The following is an 18,415-nucleotide window of genomic DNA, read 5'->3' as shown; positions in this document are numbered from 1 at the left end:
AATCGGTTTGATTTGCCCTCGTTTTTTAGTTCGATATTGCAGAGTATCACTCCACAGACACGCAGTACGAACAAGTCTATAATTCCTTGATTTTTTCATTCATTTTTCTGACATCATTGCGATAGTGAAGCATGAAGCCTCCCCAAATTATAAATGCCAAAGCTATTTGAAATATGGCTGCAATAATTCCGTGAAGGATAGAACTTGTTCCTCCTATCCATCCGACAGTATATGCGACGATTGTATAAATAATACAGCCTGTTCCCATGTGAATAATTATTTTAAAAGGCATTGGAAGATTGTCTTTGTGATAAATCATGGCCGGAAGTCCAAAACCCAGACCTACAATTATGCATCCGATAACCATTTTGGAAAATTGATAATTATCTAAACTGAAATTACCGTCATAGGTGATGTCAAATACCATTCCTGTAACGCAGAAAACGGTTAATGCTATACCAATGCTGGTTATAGTGTTTTTAATCAAATTTTTCATAGTTTCTCTCATTTTTGTCCTCCTATAATCCCAGATATTTTTTAAACTCAGGCAGATATTTTCTTGATACGTAATCCTTACATCCGTTTTTTAGTTTCAAAAGAAGAGTGCCGCTAAAACCAGCCTCGACATTGCTCATATAAGACAGATTGACCAAAGTTGATTTTGAAATTTGCATAAATCCGGCACCAAGCTGCTGTTGCATTTCGTACAGTCTTTTTCGGGAACGGTAGCGGTGTTCTTTGCCATAAATAATAGTATCTTTGTTTTCTACCCTTACCATGTATATTTCTTTTGGCTGTAAAATGACAATATCATTTCCGTTTTTAAAAGCTGTAATGGGGCTTTCATTTGAACCGAATATATCAAGGGTACGCTGGATGTTGTCAGTGATTTTATCTGCATATATGATGGCATATGGTTCGCTGTATTCAGGGGAAAGTTCAATACTTACTTTCATGTAAAATCCTCCTTTCTTTTTGGGGTAGTGTCAAAAACTACCCATTTTATTGTTCTAAAATTCTTTTAAAACCTTGATTTATTGAAGGTTTGCAAATAAAAAGAGCATTGACCTCCCAAAAGAAGTATAATGAGTTCACCACAAACACCATTATCAACAAGGAGACAATGCTCATGGACATTATACTTTATTTACTTCTATTTATTCAATACCAACATAAACAAATCTGCTGGCTTTTTAATTTTATCTGCAGATATATTCCCCTTAAGCAGTGGGTCTTCGATGACTCCCATTCTCCCAAATATCAAAAATTCAAGATTGATAAGCTCCCAAAAATAATCTATTACGAAAAATGGGATTACAAAGACTACATTCCTTACCTCGAATGGAAGTATGGCAAGAAAATCAAACCTGTCAGCCGCCGTTCTGAATGTGATATTGATGACAACTGTACCTGTCCACGTTGCAATGCTCCAAAGCCTTATCTCTACAAGAATAATGGTTCAAAAGGACAGATTCTGTGCAAAGTATGCTCCACCGCATTCTCTCCGGAAGAAAACCGTTTTTCAAAGTCCTACTCCCTCAAATGCCCGCACTGCAATCACTCGCTGGCTCATAAGAAAGACCGCAAACACTTTGTTGTCCACAAATGCGTAAATCCAAAATGTCCTTACTACCTCCACAATCTAAACAAGGTTGATAAAAAAGACCTTAAGGAGGACTATGGCAAGAACAAATATAAACTCCATTACATCTACCGGGAATTCCAGATAGATTTCTTTCGCATGGATTTAAACACTCTTCCCAAGAATGCTTCTTCCCTAAAATTCAGTAAACATGACCAGCATGTCATGTCTCTTTGTCTTACCTACAAAGTGAATCTTGGGTTATCGCTTCGTAAAACCGCTCAGGCATTGAAGGACATACACGGCATCAGCATCTCACACCAGCAAGTTGCCAACTATTGTAAAACCGCCTCTGCCTGCATAAAACCTTTCGTAGACAACTACGATTACAAAACTGGCAATGTATTTACTGCCGATGAAACATACATCAAAATCCGTGGTATCAAAACCTATATCTGGTTTATCATGGATTCTGCCAAACGCTCTGTTATCGGCTATCAGGTATCTGATAATCGTGGTGTTGGTCCATGCATTCTGGCAATGCGGATGGCCTTCCGGCATCTAAAAGAACTGCCTAAGAACTTTAAGTTCATTGCAGATGGCTACAGTGCATATCCCCTTGCCGCCCAGCAGTTCTTCCATGAATTCGGTGATAAGTTTAAGTTTGAAATCACACAAGTAATCGGACTCACCAATGACGATGAGGTTTCTAAAGAATTCAGACCTTACAAGCAGATGATTGAACGCTTAAACCGTACATACAAAGCTTCCTATCGTAAAACCAACGGCTTTGATAACATCGATGGAGCCAACTATGATCTCGCCCTCTGGGTTGCTTATTACAACTTCCTAAGACCACATAAACACAACAACTATAAAGTCTTAAATGAAGTCGAAATGCTGTCTCAGGCTGACACGATGCTGGGCAAATGGCAGCTTCTCATCTTCCTTGGTCAACAGACGATTCTGAACCTGCAACACGGCGAAGCCGCTAACTGTTCTTAGATTCAGAGCCAGAGGTAATTATCCCAGCCACCGCAAAGCGGCGTGCCCTTGATGGCACGAAAAAGAACTGCTACACTGCTGTAATCGACGGAAAAACTCTAACTGTTCTTGAGTTCTTCGCCGTCGGTGATTAACCTACAGCAGTTCTTTTTCGTACCGTCAAGAGTGGCGGTGGGCTACCACAACCTAAAAAATCTACAGTTTTCAAGGTTCATCTGAGCCTTTTTCTTTTGCTCAGTTTTTTCATAGGTCATTTGACACTATCCTTTTTGGTGAGTTAATCATACAATATTTCATATATAATGTCTCGCATTTGGATGTAAGTGGCGAAAAAACATGTGTAAGATGCGTTAAAGGAGGATAATCCTGATAAGTTCCGCTATCGGAAGATATGTGAGTCTGCACACCGTACGGCACAATCAACATTTGACATGTTGGAAGTTTTAGTGATTAATATTTCTTTAATTTTGTCAGCATACTATTTACATAGTACAAATAGTAATGTACTTTAAAAAAGTACAGGACAGTACAAATAATCAGAAAGAGATATGATAACCATGAAGAAGAAATTAATTGCAATAATAGTTGGAATGATGCTTTGTGCAGAGCTGTTGGGCGGTTGTGGTAATAAAAATATAAACAAGGATAATATTACCACGGATACTGCCGAGGAGTCGAAACAGCAGGATTCGAATAAAAAACAGGAGCTGCCAACTGCAACATATATGGGTGGAAGCAATACCATTACTGAGGTGTGCGATGAGCTTGGTTCAGCCGGGGCATCGCATGTAGATACCTTTAAAGAATGGGTGACCGATTTTGCGGATTCTGCCGGGAAGAATGCAAAGCTGAAGGATACCTGGTCAGATGCATATAAAATGAAAGCAGATACTGTTAAATGTATGGATGGCTGGGAGAAAAAGCATGACTATTCAGATGCAGATTGCAGAATGACAGCTTTTCTTTTGCTGGATGGACTGCTTCACGCACAGTCAACGGAAGATAGCTATAGTGGCACATATTTAATGTTTGATACGGAAGCAATAGATAATGTAGACAGGTATGAAATCATAAGGCAGAATAAAGACATGTTTACTACATTATACGGAGAAAAGAGCATTACGGATGATAAACATCCTGAAAAAACATTCTCTGACAACTGGAAAAAGTATGGATTTCAAATAGACAGTAATTGTATTTCACTTATTAGTATAGCAATATATGATCCGGATTCTGATGCTATGTTCGTGGGACATACAGGTGTATTAATAAAGTACAGTGACTATTATTTGTTTGTAGAAAAAATAGCATTTGAGCAGCCATATCAGGCAACAAAGGTGAATAATATGGATGAACTATTAAGTATTCTTTCACTAAGACCTGAGTATTTCGGAGAAGAGAAAGAGGCTGGACCATTTGTATATAATAATGGAGACTATGTTGGAACATTAGAATTGCAAGGATAAATCGGAAAATGAAGTTAAAGAATAAAAAAAGCAGAAATATAATAGGTATTATACAAAGCTGTCTCATCTTTGCATTGGTTATTCTTGTTATTTTTATGATGATACAGATTAACCGGCTGCAAGGAACGGCAAGGGTAATAAATTACGCAGGTCTGGTACGTGGAGCAACACAGCGTGAAGTAAAATTGGAGATTACAGGATCCCAAAATGATGAGTTGATTAAATATTTGGATGATATTTTGAGCGGATTAAAATATCAGGATGGAAATTATGATCTGATAAAGCTTCAGGACAAGGAATATCAGGATAAATTGCAGGTCCAGATTGATTATTGGAATAAAATAAAAAAAGAAATTGAAGCTGTAAGAAGCAGCGGATATGAAAATACTGATATTGTCAATATGAGTGAGACTTATTTTAAGCTGGCTGATGATACTGTGTCTGCAGCGGAAAATTATTCAGAAAAGATTGCTACAAAGATCCGCACGATAGAGCTTTTGTCAGCACTTGATATGCTGTGTCTTGTGATATTGATTATTGTACAGACCATAATGGCAATGAAGATGGCAAGGCAAAATAAACTGTTAGAGCAAAGAGCATATACTGATGCCCGTACAGGATTGCCTAATAGAAGTGCCTGTAAAGAAATTCTGAACAATAATGAGATAATCAGTTCACCTACGGCATGCATTATTTTTGACTTAAATAATTTGAAGTTTATTAATGATACAATGGGGCATTCGGCAGGAGACCGGCTGATAGTAAAGTTTGCCGGACTTTTGCGCAGCGTATTTCCTGAAAAAGATTTTGTGGGAAGATATGGCGGCGATGAATTTATGGTAGTCATTTATGACACAGATAAAGCGGAGGTTGATGAAATCCTGAAATGCTTATGTCTGGAAAAAGATAAATTAAACAACACCGGAAATGAACTGCAAATTGATTACGCTTGCGGATGGGCGATATCGGAGGATTATAAGGAGAGTACAATACAAATATTATTTGATAGGGCTGATTCCTATATGTATGAGAATAAACAGTTATGTAAGAAGCAAAATCAATGAGTAAAAGCAGATACAATAATTACCGCTGATGCAGTATACTTATCCTTACCGGTCCGTTATTGTGCTTTATCAGGTGTCTGTATATCACGATCCCTGCGATTATGAAGCAGCCAATCTGGATTGAGGCTGTTTTTATAGTCAAAAGGACATTGAATGCAAAAAAACCAAATGTCAGAATAGATCTGAGCGAATGTGGATTTATTATTACTACAACTGAAAAGAATATAAAGAAAAATGCCAGATAGACAGCCGGATGCAATTCCGGAAACAGGCCCAAAAGGACTCCGAAGGAGGCGGTAATAGCTTTACCGCCTTTTTGTTTTTGTAAAAAAGGAAATGCATGTCCAAAGACAGGTGCAACTAAAACAGGTACAAACAGAAGTGAGTTTATATCTAAGCATTTCTGACCAATATACACCGGGATAAATCCTTTTGCAAGCTCACATATGAGTGATAGTATTCCGCATAAAAAGCCACCATACATAAATGCGTTGCTCACACCCGGATTGTGGTCATCGGGAAGTGTGCAGATATCAATGTTTTTTAATAGTTTTGGTATCCAGTAAGCAAAGAGAGTGCTTCCGAGTACGAAGCCTAAGAGTGTAAATAAAAAATATTGCATGATAATTTCCTTATAGTTTTATAGTTACATGGTTTTATAGTCAGTCAGTTGTATCAGTGTGAGCTAGTTCTTCAAGCAGACCAACAATCTGTATGGCAGCATATGGCTTTCGCTCACGGCGCTGTGCACGTATCATTTCTGCATTTAGTTCTTTATTTTCTATCATTATTTTCCCAAGCTCAATCTGCTTTGACAGACGCTTTGATGAGACAGACAGATGACGTTTTTTGAAAAATGCAACATTTGCTGCCTCGCATCCGGGGATTGGAGCAGTGTGTACAATCGGTATATTTTTTACCAGTGCCTCAGTTGATGTGAGGCCGCCGGGCTTTGTATAGATTACATCACAGGCATCCATGAAAAGTGAAACCTGATTGGTGTAGCCTATTACGTGTACACGTTTGTTGAACTTAAACTCATTTTGCAGTATGCGTTTTATTTTAGTATTGTTGCCGCAAATGATTACAATATGCTCATTATTATGGCATCTTATTGCAAGCTCTGCGGCAAAGACAGCAAGCTTGCCAAAACCCATGCTGCCACTCATCACAAGAAAGATAGGCACATCGGATGGCAGATGTAATCTTGTTCTTGCAGCAGCTTTAGCAGTCCTTGTACAGAAGGCTTGTCGTACCGGGATGCCTAATGGCAGCAGCTTGTTTTCAGGAATACCACGTTTTGCAAATTCATCGGTCAGATCATCGTGTGGAATAACATAATAATCCATATTTGTCTCTTCCCAGAATGGGATACAGGTGTAGTCGGTTCCTACAGCTACGGCAGGGATATGAAGCAGATTTTTTCGCTTCATGCAGCTCAGGGTCTCAGCAGGGTACAGATGAGGTGTGACGACAGCATCAAAGCCGTTTGATTCAATGTATGCTGATAGCTTTTTACAAAGCAGGGCATTGGCAAAATAGACAGGGGATTTACGTTTATCACTCGATATCAGCATGCCAACCTTATAGAGTAGTCCGAAGAAAAACGGAATATGCTTTACAATGCCTATATATGCTCCTGATACTGCGTGCGATGTTCCTTTACCCGATAAGAGAAACATATCTATCATTGTCACAGAATGTCCTTTATGCTCTGCCGCTTCTTTTATAGCTTTACCGGCACTGTTGTGTCCCTCGCCGGTGTCACAGGATAAAATAAGAATTTTCAAACCGTTTAATTCCTTCCTAAATAAAATATGCGATAAGTGTACCATAATTTTTTAAAATAATCTACAGTGCAATAAAAGGTTGACATATCTAAGTTCAAAGCTTATTGTGGTAGCTGGAATGTACAAAATAGTATAATTATAAACTACAGATTACTGATATGACGGAGGCTTAATTTGAGATGGAAAATTTAATGTTTTGTCTAAATGCCACAGGACCTATTTTTCTGATGATGGTGTTTGGACTTTTTCTTCGCAAGGTGGGGATTTTGGACGAAGACTTTGCAAACAGGATGAATAAGTTTGTGTTTAAGATACCTTTACCTTTTTTACTGTTTAGTGATCTTGCGTCAGTTGATTTTTCAAGGGTTTGGAACATTAAATTTATAGTATTCTGCTTTGTGGTTACGTTGATAAGCATTACAATATCAACACTTGTTTCCTGTCTGTGGAGGGATAAATCTATACGGGGCGAGTTTATACAGGCCTCATACAGAAGCAGTGCTGCGCTGCTTGGAATTGCTTTTATCCAGAACATTTATGGAAACGCAGGCATGGCACCCGTCATGATTATAGGAAGCGTACCGCTTTACAACGTGATGGCTGTTATAGTGCTTTCATTTTTCAAGCCGGGGCAAAACGGCATAGACAGGGCAGTGCTCAAAAAGACATTTAAGGGAATAGTGACCAATCCTATTATTTTAGGAATTGTTGCAGGACTTCTGTGGTCAGCTATTGGTCTGCCGTTTGCGGGAATACCGGCAAAGGCAGTGACAAGCATTGGCAATATGGCAACGCCTATGGGACTTATGGCCATGGGTGCCACCTTTGATTTGAAAAAAGCATCAGCAAAGGCGAAGCCTGCATTTGCAGCCACATTTATCAAGCTTGTAGGCTTTGTGGCAGTATTTCTTCCTATTGCGGTAGCCTTCGGGTTCAGGGACAGTGAGCTTATTGCAATTCTTGTGATGCTTGGCTCAGCTACTACAGTAAGCTGCTTTGTCATGGCAAGAAATATGGGGCATGAGGGCGTTATCTCATCGACCACGATAATGCTCACGACACTGCTCAGTGCGTTTACGCTGACTCTCTGGCTTTATATAATTAAAAGTCTGGGGCTTGTATAAAATGGAAGAACATAACTGTTGATTTGGTGGATAATTCCTCTTTACTTTAGCGTGATAATTTGCTAATATGTTAAAAGGTTGTAGTTATTGGATGATTTTGAATAATTACAATGATTATTTAACATATGGAGGAAATGAGCATGAGAAGAGGATTAGCACTTCTTTTGACAGCAACTTTAGCACTTTCAATGACTGCCTGTGGTGGCAGCAAGGGTGCAGGAACACAAAAAAGCGAAAAGGGCGACGGCATGACCTACGCAGTTGAGGCAGGCTCAGCAGGAGAGGCTGTGGCAAAGGAAAAGGGCTTTAATTACAATTCGGTTTCATCACAGGCTGATGCGCTTATGGAGGTTAAATCAGGTACATCTGATGCGGCAATCATAGACCTTTTAATGGCAGGAGCCATGATTGGAGAGGGCACAAGCTACCCTGATTTAGTACATACAACAGAGCTTACCTCAGAGAAGTATGGTGTCGGATGCCGTAAGGGTTCTGATCTTGCTTCATATATCAACAGTGTACTCGCAGATTCATATGCTGATGGCAGCTCGCAGGAGATTGCAAAGAAATACGGAGTACAGGATTCACTTCTTGAGCAGGAGCCTTGCGAGTTCAAGCAGTCTGACAGCGACAGTGATGTGGATTATATCAAGTCACAGGGCAAGATGATTGTCGGTATCACAGAGTTTGAGCCTATGGATTACAAGGATAAGGATGACAAATGGATTGGCTTTGATGCAGATATGGCTAGACTTGTCGGTGAGAAGCTCGGCGTGGATGTTGAATTTGTAGTTATCGACTGGGACAACAAGGTTATGGAGCTTGATTCAAAGAAGATTGACGTTGTCTGGAATGGCATGACACTCACAGATGAGGTTACAAAGTCTATGGAATGCACAAATGCATACTGTAACAATGCACAGGTAGTTGTTGAGCGGGAGAAATAAAATGTTTTGGACTGTTACACAAGCACTAATGAGTGGTCTGTGGACCACCTTTGAAATATTTATACTGACACTTATATTTTCACTGCCACTGGGGCTTATATTTGCATTTGGGCTTTTGAGCAGGTTTAAGCCTGTCAAGGCTGTCATGAATGTATTTGTATGGGTTATCCGCGGCACACCGCTTATGCTTCAGCTTATCATTATATTCTACGGACCGGGTTTGTGGCTTCATCAGGCTATATGGAGTGGTGACGAGACCGGACGTATTACAGCGACGGTTGTAGCGTTTGTCATCAACTATGCATGTTATTTCTCTGTTATATTCAGAGGTGGCATAGAGGGTGTTCCGGCCGGTCAGAGAGAGGCAGGACAGGTGTTAGGCATGACAAAGCAGCAGATTTTCTTTAAAATCACTCTGCTTCAGATGATCAAGCGTGTTGTTCCGCCTATGTCAAATGAGATAATCACTCTTGTAAAGGATACTTCTCTTGCCAGAATTATTGCGGCATACGAGCTTACCTTTGCGGGAGCGGCGTTTATGAAGTCTGACGGACTTACATGGCCGCTGTTTTATACAGGTGTATTTTATCTCGTATTTGTCGGAATCCTTACACTTTTATTTAATTATATCGAGAAAAAGCTGGATTATTTCAGGTAGGAGGAAGACATGGCAATTTTAGAGGTTAGAAATATAGAAAAACACTTTGGAAGGACTAATGTGCTTAAGGATGTAAGCTTTTCCATGGAGGAGGGCAATGCTCTTGCGATAATCGGTTCATCAGGCTCAGGAAAGACTACGCTGTTACGGTGCCTTAACTTCCTTGAGAGACCTGACAGTGGCCAGATTATTGTAAATGGTGAGACTCTTTTTGATGCTTCCGAAGCGGGCAAGGATAAAGACGCGGAGCTTCGCAAAAAGAGGCTGCATTTTGGTATGGTGTTTCAGCAGTTTAATCTTTTTCCACAGTACACAGCACTTGAGAATGTCACTCTGGCAGAGCGTCTTCTGGCACAGGAGACACCTGAGTTTAAAAAGGATAAAAAAGCAATCCTTACACGTATTGATGAGCATGGAAAGGAGCTTCTGGACAGAATGGGGCTTGCTGAGAGGATGAACCATTATCCGCATCAGCTCTCAGGTGGACAGCAGCAGCGTGTAGCTATAGCAAGGGCACTGGCACTTAAGCCTGATATACTCTGCTTTGATGAGCCTACTTCAGCTCTTGACCCGGAGCTTACCGGAGAGGTGCTTAAGGTCATACGTTCCCTTGCGCAGCAGAATACCACAATGATTATTGTCACGCATGAGATGGCCTTTGCGCGTGATGTTGCGGATCAGGTGATCTTCATGGACGGTGGTGTGATTGTTGAGCATGGCGACCCACATGAGGTGATTGACCATCCGAAGGAGGAGCGTACCAGGCAGTTCCTCACCAGATATGCGAAAGGCTGATGTGTGGGAAATATATTATACATGTCGAAAAAGTGTGAAATAAGTGTAAATTGAAAAGTAGATATTGATTTTTTTTTAACAAACATATATACTAACAAAAGAAATGGATGTAAATCCATAATTTATAGAAAAGAGGTTTATTCAAAATGGCAAATGTTGATTTAACAAAGTATGGCATTACCGGAACAACAGAGATCGTTCACAATCCTTCTTACGAGACATTATTCGAGGAAGAGACAAAAGCCGGCCTTGAGGGTTACGAGGTTGGTAAGGAGACAGAGCTTGGTGCAGTTAACGTTATGACAGGTATCTACACTGGACGTTCTCCTAAAGATAAATATATCGTTATGGACGAGAATTCTAAGGACACAGTATGGTGGAATACACCTGAGTATCCAAACGACAACCATCCAATGAAAGAGGATGTTTGGGCAACAGTTAAGGATCTTGCTAAGAAAGAGCTCTGCAACAAGAAGCTTTTCGTAGTAGATGCATTCTGTGGAGCAAACAAGGATACACGTATGGCAGTTCGTTTCATCGTTGAGGTTGCTTGGCAGGCTCATTTCGTAACAAACATGTTCATCCAGCCATCAGCAGAGGAGCTTGAGAACTTCGAGCCTGATTTCGTAGTATACAATGCTTCAAAGGCTAAGGTTGAGAACTACAAGGAGTTAGGTCTTAACTCAGAGACATGTGTTGCATTTAACATCACATCAAAAGAGCAGGTTATCATCAATACATGGTACGGCGGAGAGATGAAGAAGGGTATGTTCTCTATGATGAACTACTACCTCCCACTTAAGGGCATCGCTTCAATGCACTGTTCAGCAAACGCTGACATGAACGGAGAGAACACAGCAATCTTCTTCGGTCTTTCAGGAACAGGTAAGACAACACTTTCTACAGATCCTAAGCGTCTTCTTATCGGAGATGACGAGCACGGCTGGGATGACAACGGCGTATTCAACTTCGAGGGTGGATGCTACGCTAAGGTTATCGGTCTTGACAAAGAGTCTGAGCCTGATATCTACAACGCAATCAGAAGAGATGCTCTTCTTGAGAACGTTACAGTTGCTGATGATGGAAAGATTGATTTCGAGGACAAGAGTGTAACAGAGAATACACGTGTATCTTACCCAATCAACCACATCACAAATATTGTTAAGCCAGTATCTTCAGCACCGGCTGCAAAGAATGTAATCTTCCTTTCAGCAGATGCATTCGGAGTACTTCCACCAGTATCTATTCTTACACCTGAGCAGACACAGTACTACTTCCTTTCAGGATTTACTGCAAAGCTTGCAGGAACAGAGCGTGGAATTACTGAGCCAACACCTACATTCTCAGCTTGCTTCGGACAGGCATTCCTTGAGCTTCATCCTACAAAATACGCTGCAGAGCTCGTTAAGAAGATGGAGAAGAGCGGTGCTAAGGCTTACCTTGTAAATACAGGATGGAACGGAACAGGAAAGAGAATCACAATCAAGGATACAAGAGGAATCATCGACGCTATCCTTTCTGGTGATATCCTTAATGCTCCAACAAAGAAGATCCCTATGTTCGATTTCGAGGTTCCTACAGAGCTTCCTGGAGTTGATTCAGGAATCCTTGATCCTCGTGACACATATGCTGATGCTTCTGAGTGGGAGGCAAAGGCTAAAGATCTTGCAGAGAGATTCAACAAGAACTTTGTTAAGTACACAACAAATGAGGCTGGTAAAGCACTTGTTGCAGCAGGACCACAGTTATAATATATTAAACAGAATTATATTAGATAATTCTAAAGCCGGGCGGTTGTATGTCGCCCGGCTTTTTTTGAAGATACTGTATAAAACGTTATAAAACAGGCATTTATCGAGGTTATGGATGTATAAATATTGTTATTGATAATATGAATTTAAGTTATATTAACGATATTGCTTGACAAATACAGATTATAGTAATATTATCATCATGTGAACAGAAATAATAGAAATTGTGAGGAAGGTTTTTCGATGAGAAGACAGGCATTATCTCTTTTAGTTGAGAACAATCCCGGAGTGACCAGTCGTATTTCAGGACTGTTCAGTCGCAGGGGATTTAATATTGATAGTTTCTCTTCAGGGGTTACAGCAGATCCGCGCTACACACGTATCACAATTGTTGCAAGCGGTGATGAGCAGGTGCTTGAGCAGATAGAGAAGCAGTTGGCGAAGCTTGAGGATGTACTTGATATCAAGAAGCTTGAGCCGGGACTCTCAGTGTGCAGGGAGCTTATTATGATAAAGATAAGAGCACTCGATACACAAAGACAGGCAGTTATGAATGTGACTGAGATCTTCCACGGCAAGATAGTTGATGTCACTCATGACTCTATGATTATTGAGCTCATAGGTACACAGGACAAGCTTGATAAGTTCATAGACTTACTTAGCGGCTATGAAATATTAGAGCTCGCAAGAACGGGAATCACAGGACTTACCAGAGGTTCCGATGATGTAGTTATGTTGGATTAGTCACAGGACAATCCTTACATATAAATAGTTTACTTAAATTAACAGGAGGAAAACAAAATGGCAGAACCAAGATTATTTTATCAGGATGATTGTAACCTTTCATTATTAGAGGGCAAGACAATTGCCATTATCGGTTACGGCAGCCAGGGACATGCACATGCACTTAACTTAAAGGATTCAGGATGCAATGTCATCATCGGTCTTTATGAGGGCAGCAAGTCATGGAAGAGAGCAGAAGAGCAGGGCTTCAAGGTATATGTCGCTGCAGAGGCTGCAAAGCAGGCTGATATCATCATGATTCTTATAAATGATGAGTTACAGGCAGATATGTACAAGAAGGACATCGAGCCAAACCTTGAGCCGGGCAACATGCTTATGTTCGCTCACGGCTTCAACATCCACTTTGGATGCATTAAGCCACCAAAGGATGTAGATGTAGCTATGATCGCACCTAAGGCTCCGGGACATACAGTACGTTCAGAGTACCAGGCAGGAAAAGGAACACCTTGTCTTATCGCTGTAGAGCAGGATGCTACAGGAAAGGCATGGGACCTTGCACTTGCATATGGTCTTGGAATCGGCGGAGCAAGAGCCGGACTTCTTGAGACAACATTCCGTACAGAGACAGAGACAGACCTCTTCGGTGAGCAGGCAGTTCTTTGTGGTGGTGTTTGTGCACTTATGCAGGCTGGTTTCGAAACACTTTGCGAGGCTGGTTATGACCCAAGAAACGCATACTTTGAGTGTATCCATGAGATGAAGCTCATCGTAGACCTTATCTACCAGTCAGGCTTCGCAGGTATGAGATACTCTATCTCTAATACAGCTGAGTATGGTGATTATGTAACAGGACCTAAGATTGTTACAGCTGAGACAAAGAAAGCTATGAAGAAGATTCTTTCTGACATTCAGGATGGTACATTTGCTAAGGAGTTCTTACTTGATATGTCACCGGCAGGACGTCAGGTACACTTCAAGGCTATGAGAAAGCTTGCTTCTGAGCATCCTTCAGAGAAGGTTGGTGAGGAAATCCGTAAGCTTTACAGCTGGAATGATGAGAGCGACAAGCTCATCAACAACTAATCTGTCAGATATATATGACAATAAGACCCGGGGCAGTGATGCACCGGGTTTTTTATATAGCAAAACTTGACAAAATATAGTGTGATGTGTAAAATTATGAATGTTAATCAGACGGATTAAAAATACGCCTTCGTCTCTTTGAGAGGCGGAGCGTTTTTGATATAAGGAGGCAAGTATGTCAGAACCATACAATCACAAGGCCATAGAGAAAAAATGGCAGGAATACTGGAAAGAACACGAGACATTCAAGACAGATGTTTGGGATTTTTCAAAGCCTAAATACTATGCACTTGATATGTTCCCTTACCCTTCAGGAGTAGGCCTTCACGCTGGACATCCGGAGGGCTATACAGCTACAGATATCATGTCGCGTATGAAGAGAATGCAGGGCTACAATGTACTTCATCCGATGGGATATGATTCATTCGGTTTACCGGCAGAGCAGTATGCTGTAAACACAGGTCATCATCCAAACGGTTTCACTCAGAAGAATATAGAGACCTTCTCAAAGCAGTTAAGAGAGCTTGGTTTTGATTATGACTGGTCAAAGATGATTTCTACAAGTGACCCTGAGTTTTACAAGTGGACACAGTGGATTTTCAAGAAGCTTTATGAGGCCGGATATGCAAAGCATATTGATATGCCTGTAAACTGGTGCGAGGAGCTTGGAACAGTTCTCTCAAACGATGAGGTTATAGATGGCAAGTCAGAGCGTGGTGGCTATCCTGTAGTCCGCAAGAACATGAAACAGTGGGTTATTGACCAGCCGGCATTTGCAGAAAAGCTCCTTGAGGGGCTTAATGAGATAGACTGGCCTGAGTCTACCAAGGAAATGCAGAGAAACTGGATTGGCAAGAGCACAGGTGTCGAGGTCAAATTCCAGATTGTAGGCGGTGGAGAGTTCTCTATCTTTACTACATGTATCGAGACAATATATGGTATCACATTTATGGTGCTTGCTCCGGACGGAGATATAGTAAAGGGTCTCATGGACAGAGTCGAGAACAAAGAAGAGGTTCAGGCTTACATAGATGAGACTGTAAAGAAGAGCGATATGGACAGAACTGAGCTTAACAAGACAAAGTCAGGCTGTGAGCTTAAGGGACTTCATTGTATCAACCCTGTAAACGGCAAGGAAGTGCGAATGTTCATCGGTGATTTCGTACTGGCAAGCTACGGTACAGGTGCTGTTATGGCAGTTCCTACTCATGATCAGCGAGATTTCGAGTATGCACAGGCTCATGATATTGAGATGATTCAGGTAATTGATGGTGCAGATGTATCAGAGCATGCATTTGAGAAGCATGATTATCTTGGAAAGGGCTGCAAGCTCATCAACTCAGAGGAGTTTACCGGAATGGTAGTTGAGGATGCTAAGGAAGCTATCACAGCCAAGCTTGAGAAGATGGGCGTGGCAAAGAGAACTGTAAACTACAAGTTCCGTGAGTGGATTTTTGCACGTCAGAGATACTGGGGAGAGCCTGTTCCATGCGTATACAAGGAGGATGGTTCAATCTATTTCCTTCCTGATGATGAGCTTCCGCTTGTCCTTCCTGAGCTTGAGGATTACAAGGGCAAGAATGGCAAGGCACCTCTTGAGAACGCTACAGAGTGGAAGCAGTATGACAGAAACGGCGTAAAGGGTACTCGTGAGACATCCACCATGCCTGGCTCGGCAGGATCCTCATGGTATTATATGAGATATATTGATCCACACAATGATAAGGAATTTGCAAATCAGGAGCTCTTAAAGCACTGGATGCCGGTAGATCTCTATGTTGGTGGACCGGAGCATGCGGTAGGACACCTCATGTATTCAAGAATCTGGAACAGATTCCTCTTTGATCAGGGCTTATCCCCTGTAAAGGAGCCTTTTAAGAAGCTCGTACATCAGGGAATGATCCTTGGATCAAACGGTATCAAGATGGGCAAGAGATTCCCGGAGTTCGTAGTAAATCCTAGTGATGTAGTCGAGGAGTACGGCGCTGATACACTTCGTCTCTACGAGATGTTCATGGGACCACTTGAGGTTTCAAAGCCTTGGAACGACAGCAACGTACAGGGAGCAAAGAGATTCATCACACGTGTATGGAATTTCTTTACAGAGCCTGAGAATATTATCGAAGAGGATGACGGAAAGCTCACAAGAATCTACCATCAGACAGTAAAGAAGGTCACAAACGACTTCGAGGCACTTGGCTACAATACAGCTATCAGCCAGATGATGATTTTTGTCAATGAAGTATACAAGGCAGGCAGATGTCCTAGAGAGTTTGCAGAGGGACTTATCAAGATGCTTTCTTGTGTATGTCCACATGTTGGTGAGGAAATCTGGCAGAGAATGGGACATGACGATACAATCGCATTTGAGCCATGGCCGGTATACGATGAGGCAAAGACTGTTGAGGATACAGTAGAGATTGCTGTACAGATCAACGGAAAGACTAAGGGCACTCTTGCAATCGGAAAACAGGATCCTAAGGATGAGGTTATCGCAAAAGCAAAGGATGTTATTGCAGATAAGCTTACAGGAAATATCGTAAAAGAGATTTATGTTCCGGGACGTATTGTAAACATCGTAATGAAATAAAAATTACCCGGTATTTTGCACAGCCACTAGACGGCCGGCAGAATACCGGGTGATTTTATTTTTTGAGAACATGTGGTGGAAGAGATGGATCACTTCCGCGAAGCTTCTGCATACCGCGCTGGATCGCATCCTTGGAATTTTTCCAGTCGGCATCTTTATTTTTATAATCATATTTTTCGATGAACCATGCAACATCTTCATATATGCGGTTCATGTTGTCGTGCATTAGAGGGAGCACGATATCGTAAAATTCTTTGCGCTTATCACCTTTTAAATAAGTGTCAGCTCCTTCCAGAACCACTTTCAGGTGATCGAGACAAAATCCTTTTGTGTTCTTTAATTTTTCTTTTAGTTCAGGATCCTTTTCATACATAGTGAAGAAGGTCTTCATGTATGCATTAAAGGTCTTGTTTACGCTGTCGCATATAAAGCAGGTTGATTCACGCTTGTTAATCCAGTCCACGATGGAATTGGAGGAGGCGTTTGCTTTTTTAAAAAGACCGCTCCTTTGCACTGAATCAGGCTTAAAGTTCTTAAATTCTTTGTCCATCTCCTCAATATGGAGCATGTACATGGTTTTTAGTATCCAGGCGTTTCCGAGTGAATTGCCATAGTCAAACATTTTTTTGAAATGTGCACGGCAGAAGCCCTCCTTATCGGTCATATCGCGTATGTCAGCCTCCATGTAAGAGGCACCATGACCAAGTACAAAATCCATGACGTGATCCTCGGTGCGTTTTTCTATATAGCAGAAGGGGCATTCGCCGGCATTGTCAAAGGCGTCTGATATGGGGATAGTGTGTATTTGTTCTTTCAAGATAATACCTCCGGGGTCATATTTTTTTATTTAAAAATCCTCTGGTGTGTAGCTCTCATAAAACTTGATAAAGGTCTGCAGAGAGGTGGAAAGCTTTGAAGACTCCTTGTAAGCAAAGCCAACCTCACGCTTGTGGATTGGTATGCCGAGAGGAATTTCAATCAGGGTACCGTCAGCAAGCTCCTTTGAAACTATGCTTTTTATGACGCAGGCCACACCTACGCCTATTTTGGCAAAGTCGATGAGCAGGTCCATATTTGATATATCTATAGAGTCCTTTACGTGTATCTGGTTCTCCTGCAGATAATCATCAATATATTTACGTGTCATATTGCCTTTATCGAGAAGCATGAGAGTAGAGTTTTGCAAAATCTCGCTCTTTTTGACACCACGGGCGCTTAAGTTGCGCAGATAGTCCTTTGTAGTGACAAATATATCCTCAATGTTGTCCAGATAATAGAAATTGAAAGTCTTAAGGGATGCTGGTTTTCCAATCAGACCTATATCTATTTTGTCATCATCGAGGAGCTTTAAGGTCTCATTGGTGGACTGACATTCGATTGAGATGCTTATATGAGGATTTCTGTGTATGAATTCCTTGAGATATGGCAAAAGCATATATTTGCAGAGGGTTGAGCTGACACCAATTTTAAGCTGGCCGACACCGAGCTCTATTGAGCGCTTCAGCTTTTCCTCACCCTCATTTAATGCCTCAAAGGCCTCGCTTACATGATCATACAGAAGCCTGCCCTCATCGGTCAAGACGACACCTCTGGAGCTTCTGGAAAAAAGCTTGCATTCCAGTCCGTCCTCGAGCTTTTGAATTGACTTGCTGATGGCAGGCTGGCTGATATAGAGCTCCTTGGCTGCCTTTGATATATTGCCGGCATTGGCGACAGTATAGAAAATCCAGTAAGATGAGAGATTCTGGTTCATTTGTACCTCCTGTGGTTTGTACTTTTAATGGGCTGTAATCGTTGCTTGTCACAAAAATGTGTG

Annotated in this window: 17 protein-coding genes; 11 read left to right on the top strand and 6 right to left on the bottom strand. The window is 41.3% G+C overall.

Features of this window, described 5'->3' with window-relative positions; all coding sequences use genetic code 11:
• Positions 1-76 precede the first annotated feature (76 nt).
• On the bottom strand, positions 77-508 hold the full coding sequence (locus tag EUBREC_RS09085) for a DUF3021 domain-containing protein (RefSeq protein WP_012742851.1): 432 nt from the start codon (positions 506-508) through the stop codon (positions 77-79).
• 10 nt (positions 509-518) lie between these two features.
• Entirely contained in the window at positions 519-956 is a 438-nt protein-coding gene (locus EUBREC_RS09080; protein ID WP_012742850.1) for a LytTR family DNA-binding domain-containing protein, read from the bottom strand.
• A gap of 173 nt (positions 957-1,129) precedes the next feature.
• On the opposite strand from EUBREC_RS09080, the gene EUBREC_RS09075 reads away from it, so the two are divergent.
• From EUBREC_RS09075 to EUBREC_RS09065, 3 genes are all read left to right on the top strand, one after another.
• Positions 1,130-2,587 carry a DDE-type integrase/transposase/recombinase gene (locus EUBREC_RS09075; RefSeq protein ID WP_041253952.1) on the top strand — a complete coding sequence of 486 codons (1,458 nt, stop codon included), beginning with the start codon at positions 1,130-1,132 and terminating at the stop codon, positions 2,585-2,587.
• 557 nt (positions 2,588-3,144) lie between these two features.
• On the top strand, positions 3,145-4,053 hold the full coding sequence (locus EUBREC_RS09070) for a DUF4300 family protein (RefSeq protein WP_148207799.1): 909 nt from the start codon (positions 3,145-3,147) through the stop codon (positions 4,051-4,053).
• An 8-nt stretch (positions 4,054-4,061) separates the two neighbouring features.
• Complete coding sequence (locus EUBREC_RS09065) at positions 4,062-5,117, top strand: GGDEF domain-containing protein (protein ID WP_012742847.1); 1,056 nt, start codon at positions 4,062-4,064, stop codon at positions 5,115-5,117.
• A 19-nt stretch (positions 5,118-5,136) separates the two neighbouring features.
• Here EUBREC_RS09065 and EUBREC_RS09060 read toward each other — a convergent pair whose 3' ends face one another.
• A complete protein-coding gene (locus tag EUBREC_RS09060) occupies positions 5,137-5,739 on the bottom strand; it encodes a glycerol-3-phosphate acyltransferase (RefSeq protein WP_012742846.1) in 603 nt (200 codons plus the stop codon).
• A 40-nt stretch (positions 5,740-5,779) separates the two neighbouring features.
• Positions 5,780-6,907, bottom strand: coding sequence for an MGDG synthase family glycosyltransferase (locus EUBREC_RS09055; protein ID WP_041254085.1), 1,128 nt, complete (start codon positions 6,905-6,907; stop codon positions 5,780-5,782).
• Between the two features lie 179 nt (positions 6,908-7,086).
• Between EUBREC_RS09055 and EUBREC_RS09050 the strand changes: the two genes are divergently transcribed.
• From EUBREC_RS09050 to leuS, 8 genes are all read left to right on the top strand, one after another.
• Positions 7,087-8,031 (top strand): AEC family transporter, encoded by a 945-nt coding sequence (locus tag EUBREC_RS09050; protein WP_012742844.1) that lies wholly within the window; start codon positions 7,087-7,089, stop codon positions 8,029-8,031.
• A gap of 140 nt (positions 8,032-8,171) precedes the next feature.
• Complete coding sequence (locus EUBREC_RS18385) at positions 8,172-8,978, top strand: transporter substrate-binding domain-containing protein (protein WP_041254084.1); 807 nt, start codon at positions 8,172-8,174, stop codon at positions 8,976-8,978.
• Position 8,979: 1 nt separating this feature from the next.
• Complete coding sequence (locus EUBREC_RS09040; RefSeq protein WP_012742842.1) at positions 8,980-9,636, top strand: amino acid ABC transporter permease; 657 nt, start codon at positions 8,980-8,982, stop codon at positions 9,634-9,636.
• 9 nt (positions 9,637-9,645) lie between these two features.
• Entirely contained in the window at positions 9,646-10,431 is a 786-nt protein-coding gene (locus EUBREC_RS09035; RefSeq protein ID WP_012742841.1) for an amino acid ABC transporter ATP-binding protein, read from the top strand.
• 146 nt (positions 10,432-10,577) lie between these two features.
• Positions 10,578-12,182 (top strand): phosphoenolpyruvate carboxykinase (ATP), encoded by a 1,605-nt coding sequence (gene pckA, locus EUBREC_RS09030; RefSeq protein WP_012742840.1) that lies wholly within the window; start codon positions 10,578-10,580, stop codon positions 12,180-12,182.
• A 243-nt stretch (positions 12,183-12,425) separates the two neighbouring features.
• Complete coding sequence (gene ilvN, locus EUBREC_RS09025; RefSeq protein WP_012742839.1) at positions 12,426-12,926, top strand: acetolactate synthase small subunit; 501 nt, start codon at positions 12,426-12,428, stop codon at positions 12,924-12,926.
• 57 nt (positions 12,927-12,983) lie between these two features.
• Positions 12,984-14,009 (top strand): ketol-acid reductoisomerase, encoded by a 1,026-nt coding sequence (gene ilvC, locus EUBREC_RS09020; RefSeq protein ID WP_012742838.1) that lies wholly within the window; start codon positions 12,984-12,986, stop codon positions 14,007-14,009.
• A gap of 175 nt (positions 14,010-14,184) precedes the next feature.
• Entirely contained in the window at positions 14,185-16,599 is a 2,415-nt protein-coding gene (leuS, locus tag EUBREC_RS09015) for a leucine--tRNA ligase (protein WP_012742837.1), read from the top strand.
• A gap of 55 nt (positions 16,600-16,654) precedes the next feature.
• Here the strand turns inward: leuS and EUBREC_RS09010 are convergent, their stop codons facing one another.
• Positions 16,655-17,416 carry a DUF6062 family protein gene (locus EUBREC_RS09010; RefSeq protein WP_012742836.1) on the bottom strand — a complete coding sequence of 254 codons (762 nt, stop codon included), beginning with the start codon at positions 17,414-17,416 and terminating at the stop codon, positions 16,655-16,657.
• Between the two features lie 30 nt (positions 17,417-17,446).
• Positions 17,447-18,352: a LysR family transcriptional regulator gene (locus EUBREC_RS09005; protein ID WP_012742835.1), complete on the bottom strand. Its 906-nt coding sequence runs from the start codon at positions 18,350-18,352 to the stop codon at positions 17,447-17,449.
• Positions 18,353-18,415: the final 63 nt, after the last annotated feature.

Origin of the sequence: Agathobacter rectalis ATCC 33656 (assembly GCF_000020605.1) — a bacterium.
In the GTDB taxonomy this organism is placed as follows: domain Bacteria; phylum Bacillota; class Clostridia; order Lachnospirales; family Lachnospiraceae; genus Roseburia; species Roseburia rectalis.
Note: the sequence above shows the minus strand (reverse complement) of the source record. Positions and strands in the feature narration are given on the sequence as shown.

What these genes read in the sequence shown, in the direction of transcription:
- EUBREC_RS09075 (WP_041253952.1), top strand. Translation starts at nt 1,130, where the DNA reads ATGGACATTATACTTTATTTACTTCTATTTATTCAATACCAACATAAA.
- EUBREC_RS09040 (WP_012742842.1), top strand. Translation starts at nt 8,980, where the DNA reads ATGTTTTGGACTGTTACACAAGCACTAATGAGTGGTCTGTGGACCACC.
- pckA (WP_012742840.1), top strand. Translation starts at nt 10,578, where the DNA reads ATGGCAAATGTTGATTTAACAAAGTATGGCATTACCGGAACAACAGAG.
- ilvN (WP_012742839.1), top strand. Translation starts at nt 12,426, where the DNA reads ATGAGAAGACAGGCATTATCTCTTTTAGTTGAGAACAATCCCGGAGTG.
- EUBREC_RS09035 (WP_012742841.1), top strand. Translation starts at nt 9,646, where the DNA reads ATGGCAATTTTAGAGGTTAGAAATATAGAAAAACACTTTGGAAGGACT.
- EUBREC_RS09080 (WP_012742850.1), bottom strand. Translation starts at nt 956, where the DNA reads ATGAAAGTAAGTATTGAACTTTCCCCTGAATACAGCGAACCATATGCC.
- EUBREC_RS09085 (WP_012742851.1), bottom strand. Translation starts at nt 508, where the DNA reads ATGAGAGAAACTATGAAAAATTTGATTAAAAACACTATAACCAGCATT.
- EUBREC_RS18385 (WP_041254084.1), top strand. Translation starts at nt 8,172, where the DNA reads ATGAGAAGAGGATTAGCACTTCTTTTGACAGCAACTTTAGCACTTTCA.
- EUBREC_RS09050 (WP_012742844.1), top strand. Translation starts at nt 7,087, where the DNA reads ATGGAAAATTTAATGTTTTGTCTAAATGCCACAGGACCTATTTTTCTG.
- EUBREC_RS09070 (WP_148207799.1), top strand. Translation starts at nt 3,145, where the DNA reads ATGAAGAAGAAATTAATTGCAATAATAGTTGGAATGATGCTTTGTGCA.
- leuS (WP_012742837.1), top strand. Translation starts at nt 14,185, where the DNA reads ATGTCAGAACCATACAATCACAAGGCCATAGAGAAAAAATGGCAGGAA.
- EUBREC_RS09060 (WP_012742846.1), bottom strand. Translation starts at nt 5,739, where the DNA reads ATGCAATATTTTTTATTTACACTCTTAGGCTTCGTACTCGGAAGCACT.
- EUBREC_RS09065 (WP_012742847.1), top strand. Translation starts at nt 4,062, where the DNA reads ATGAAGTTAAAGAATAAAAAAAGCAGAAATATAATAGGTATTATACAA.
- ilvC (WP_012742838.1), top strand. Translation starts at nt 12,984, where the DNA reads ATGGCAGAACCAAGATTATTTTATCAGGATGATTGTAACCTTTCATTA.
- EUBREC_RS09005 (WP_012742835.1), bottom strand. Translation starts at nt 18,352, where the DNA reads ATGAACCAGAATCTCTCATCTTACTGGATTTTCTATACTGTCGCCAAT.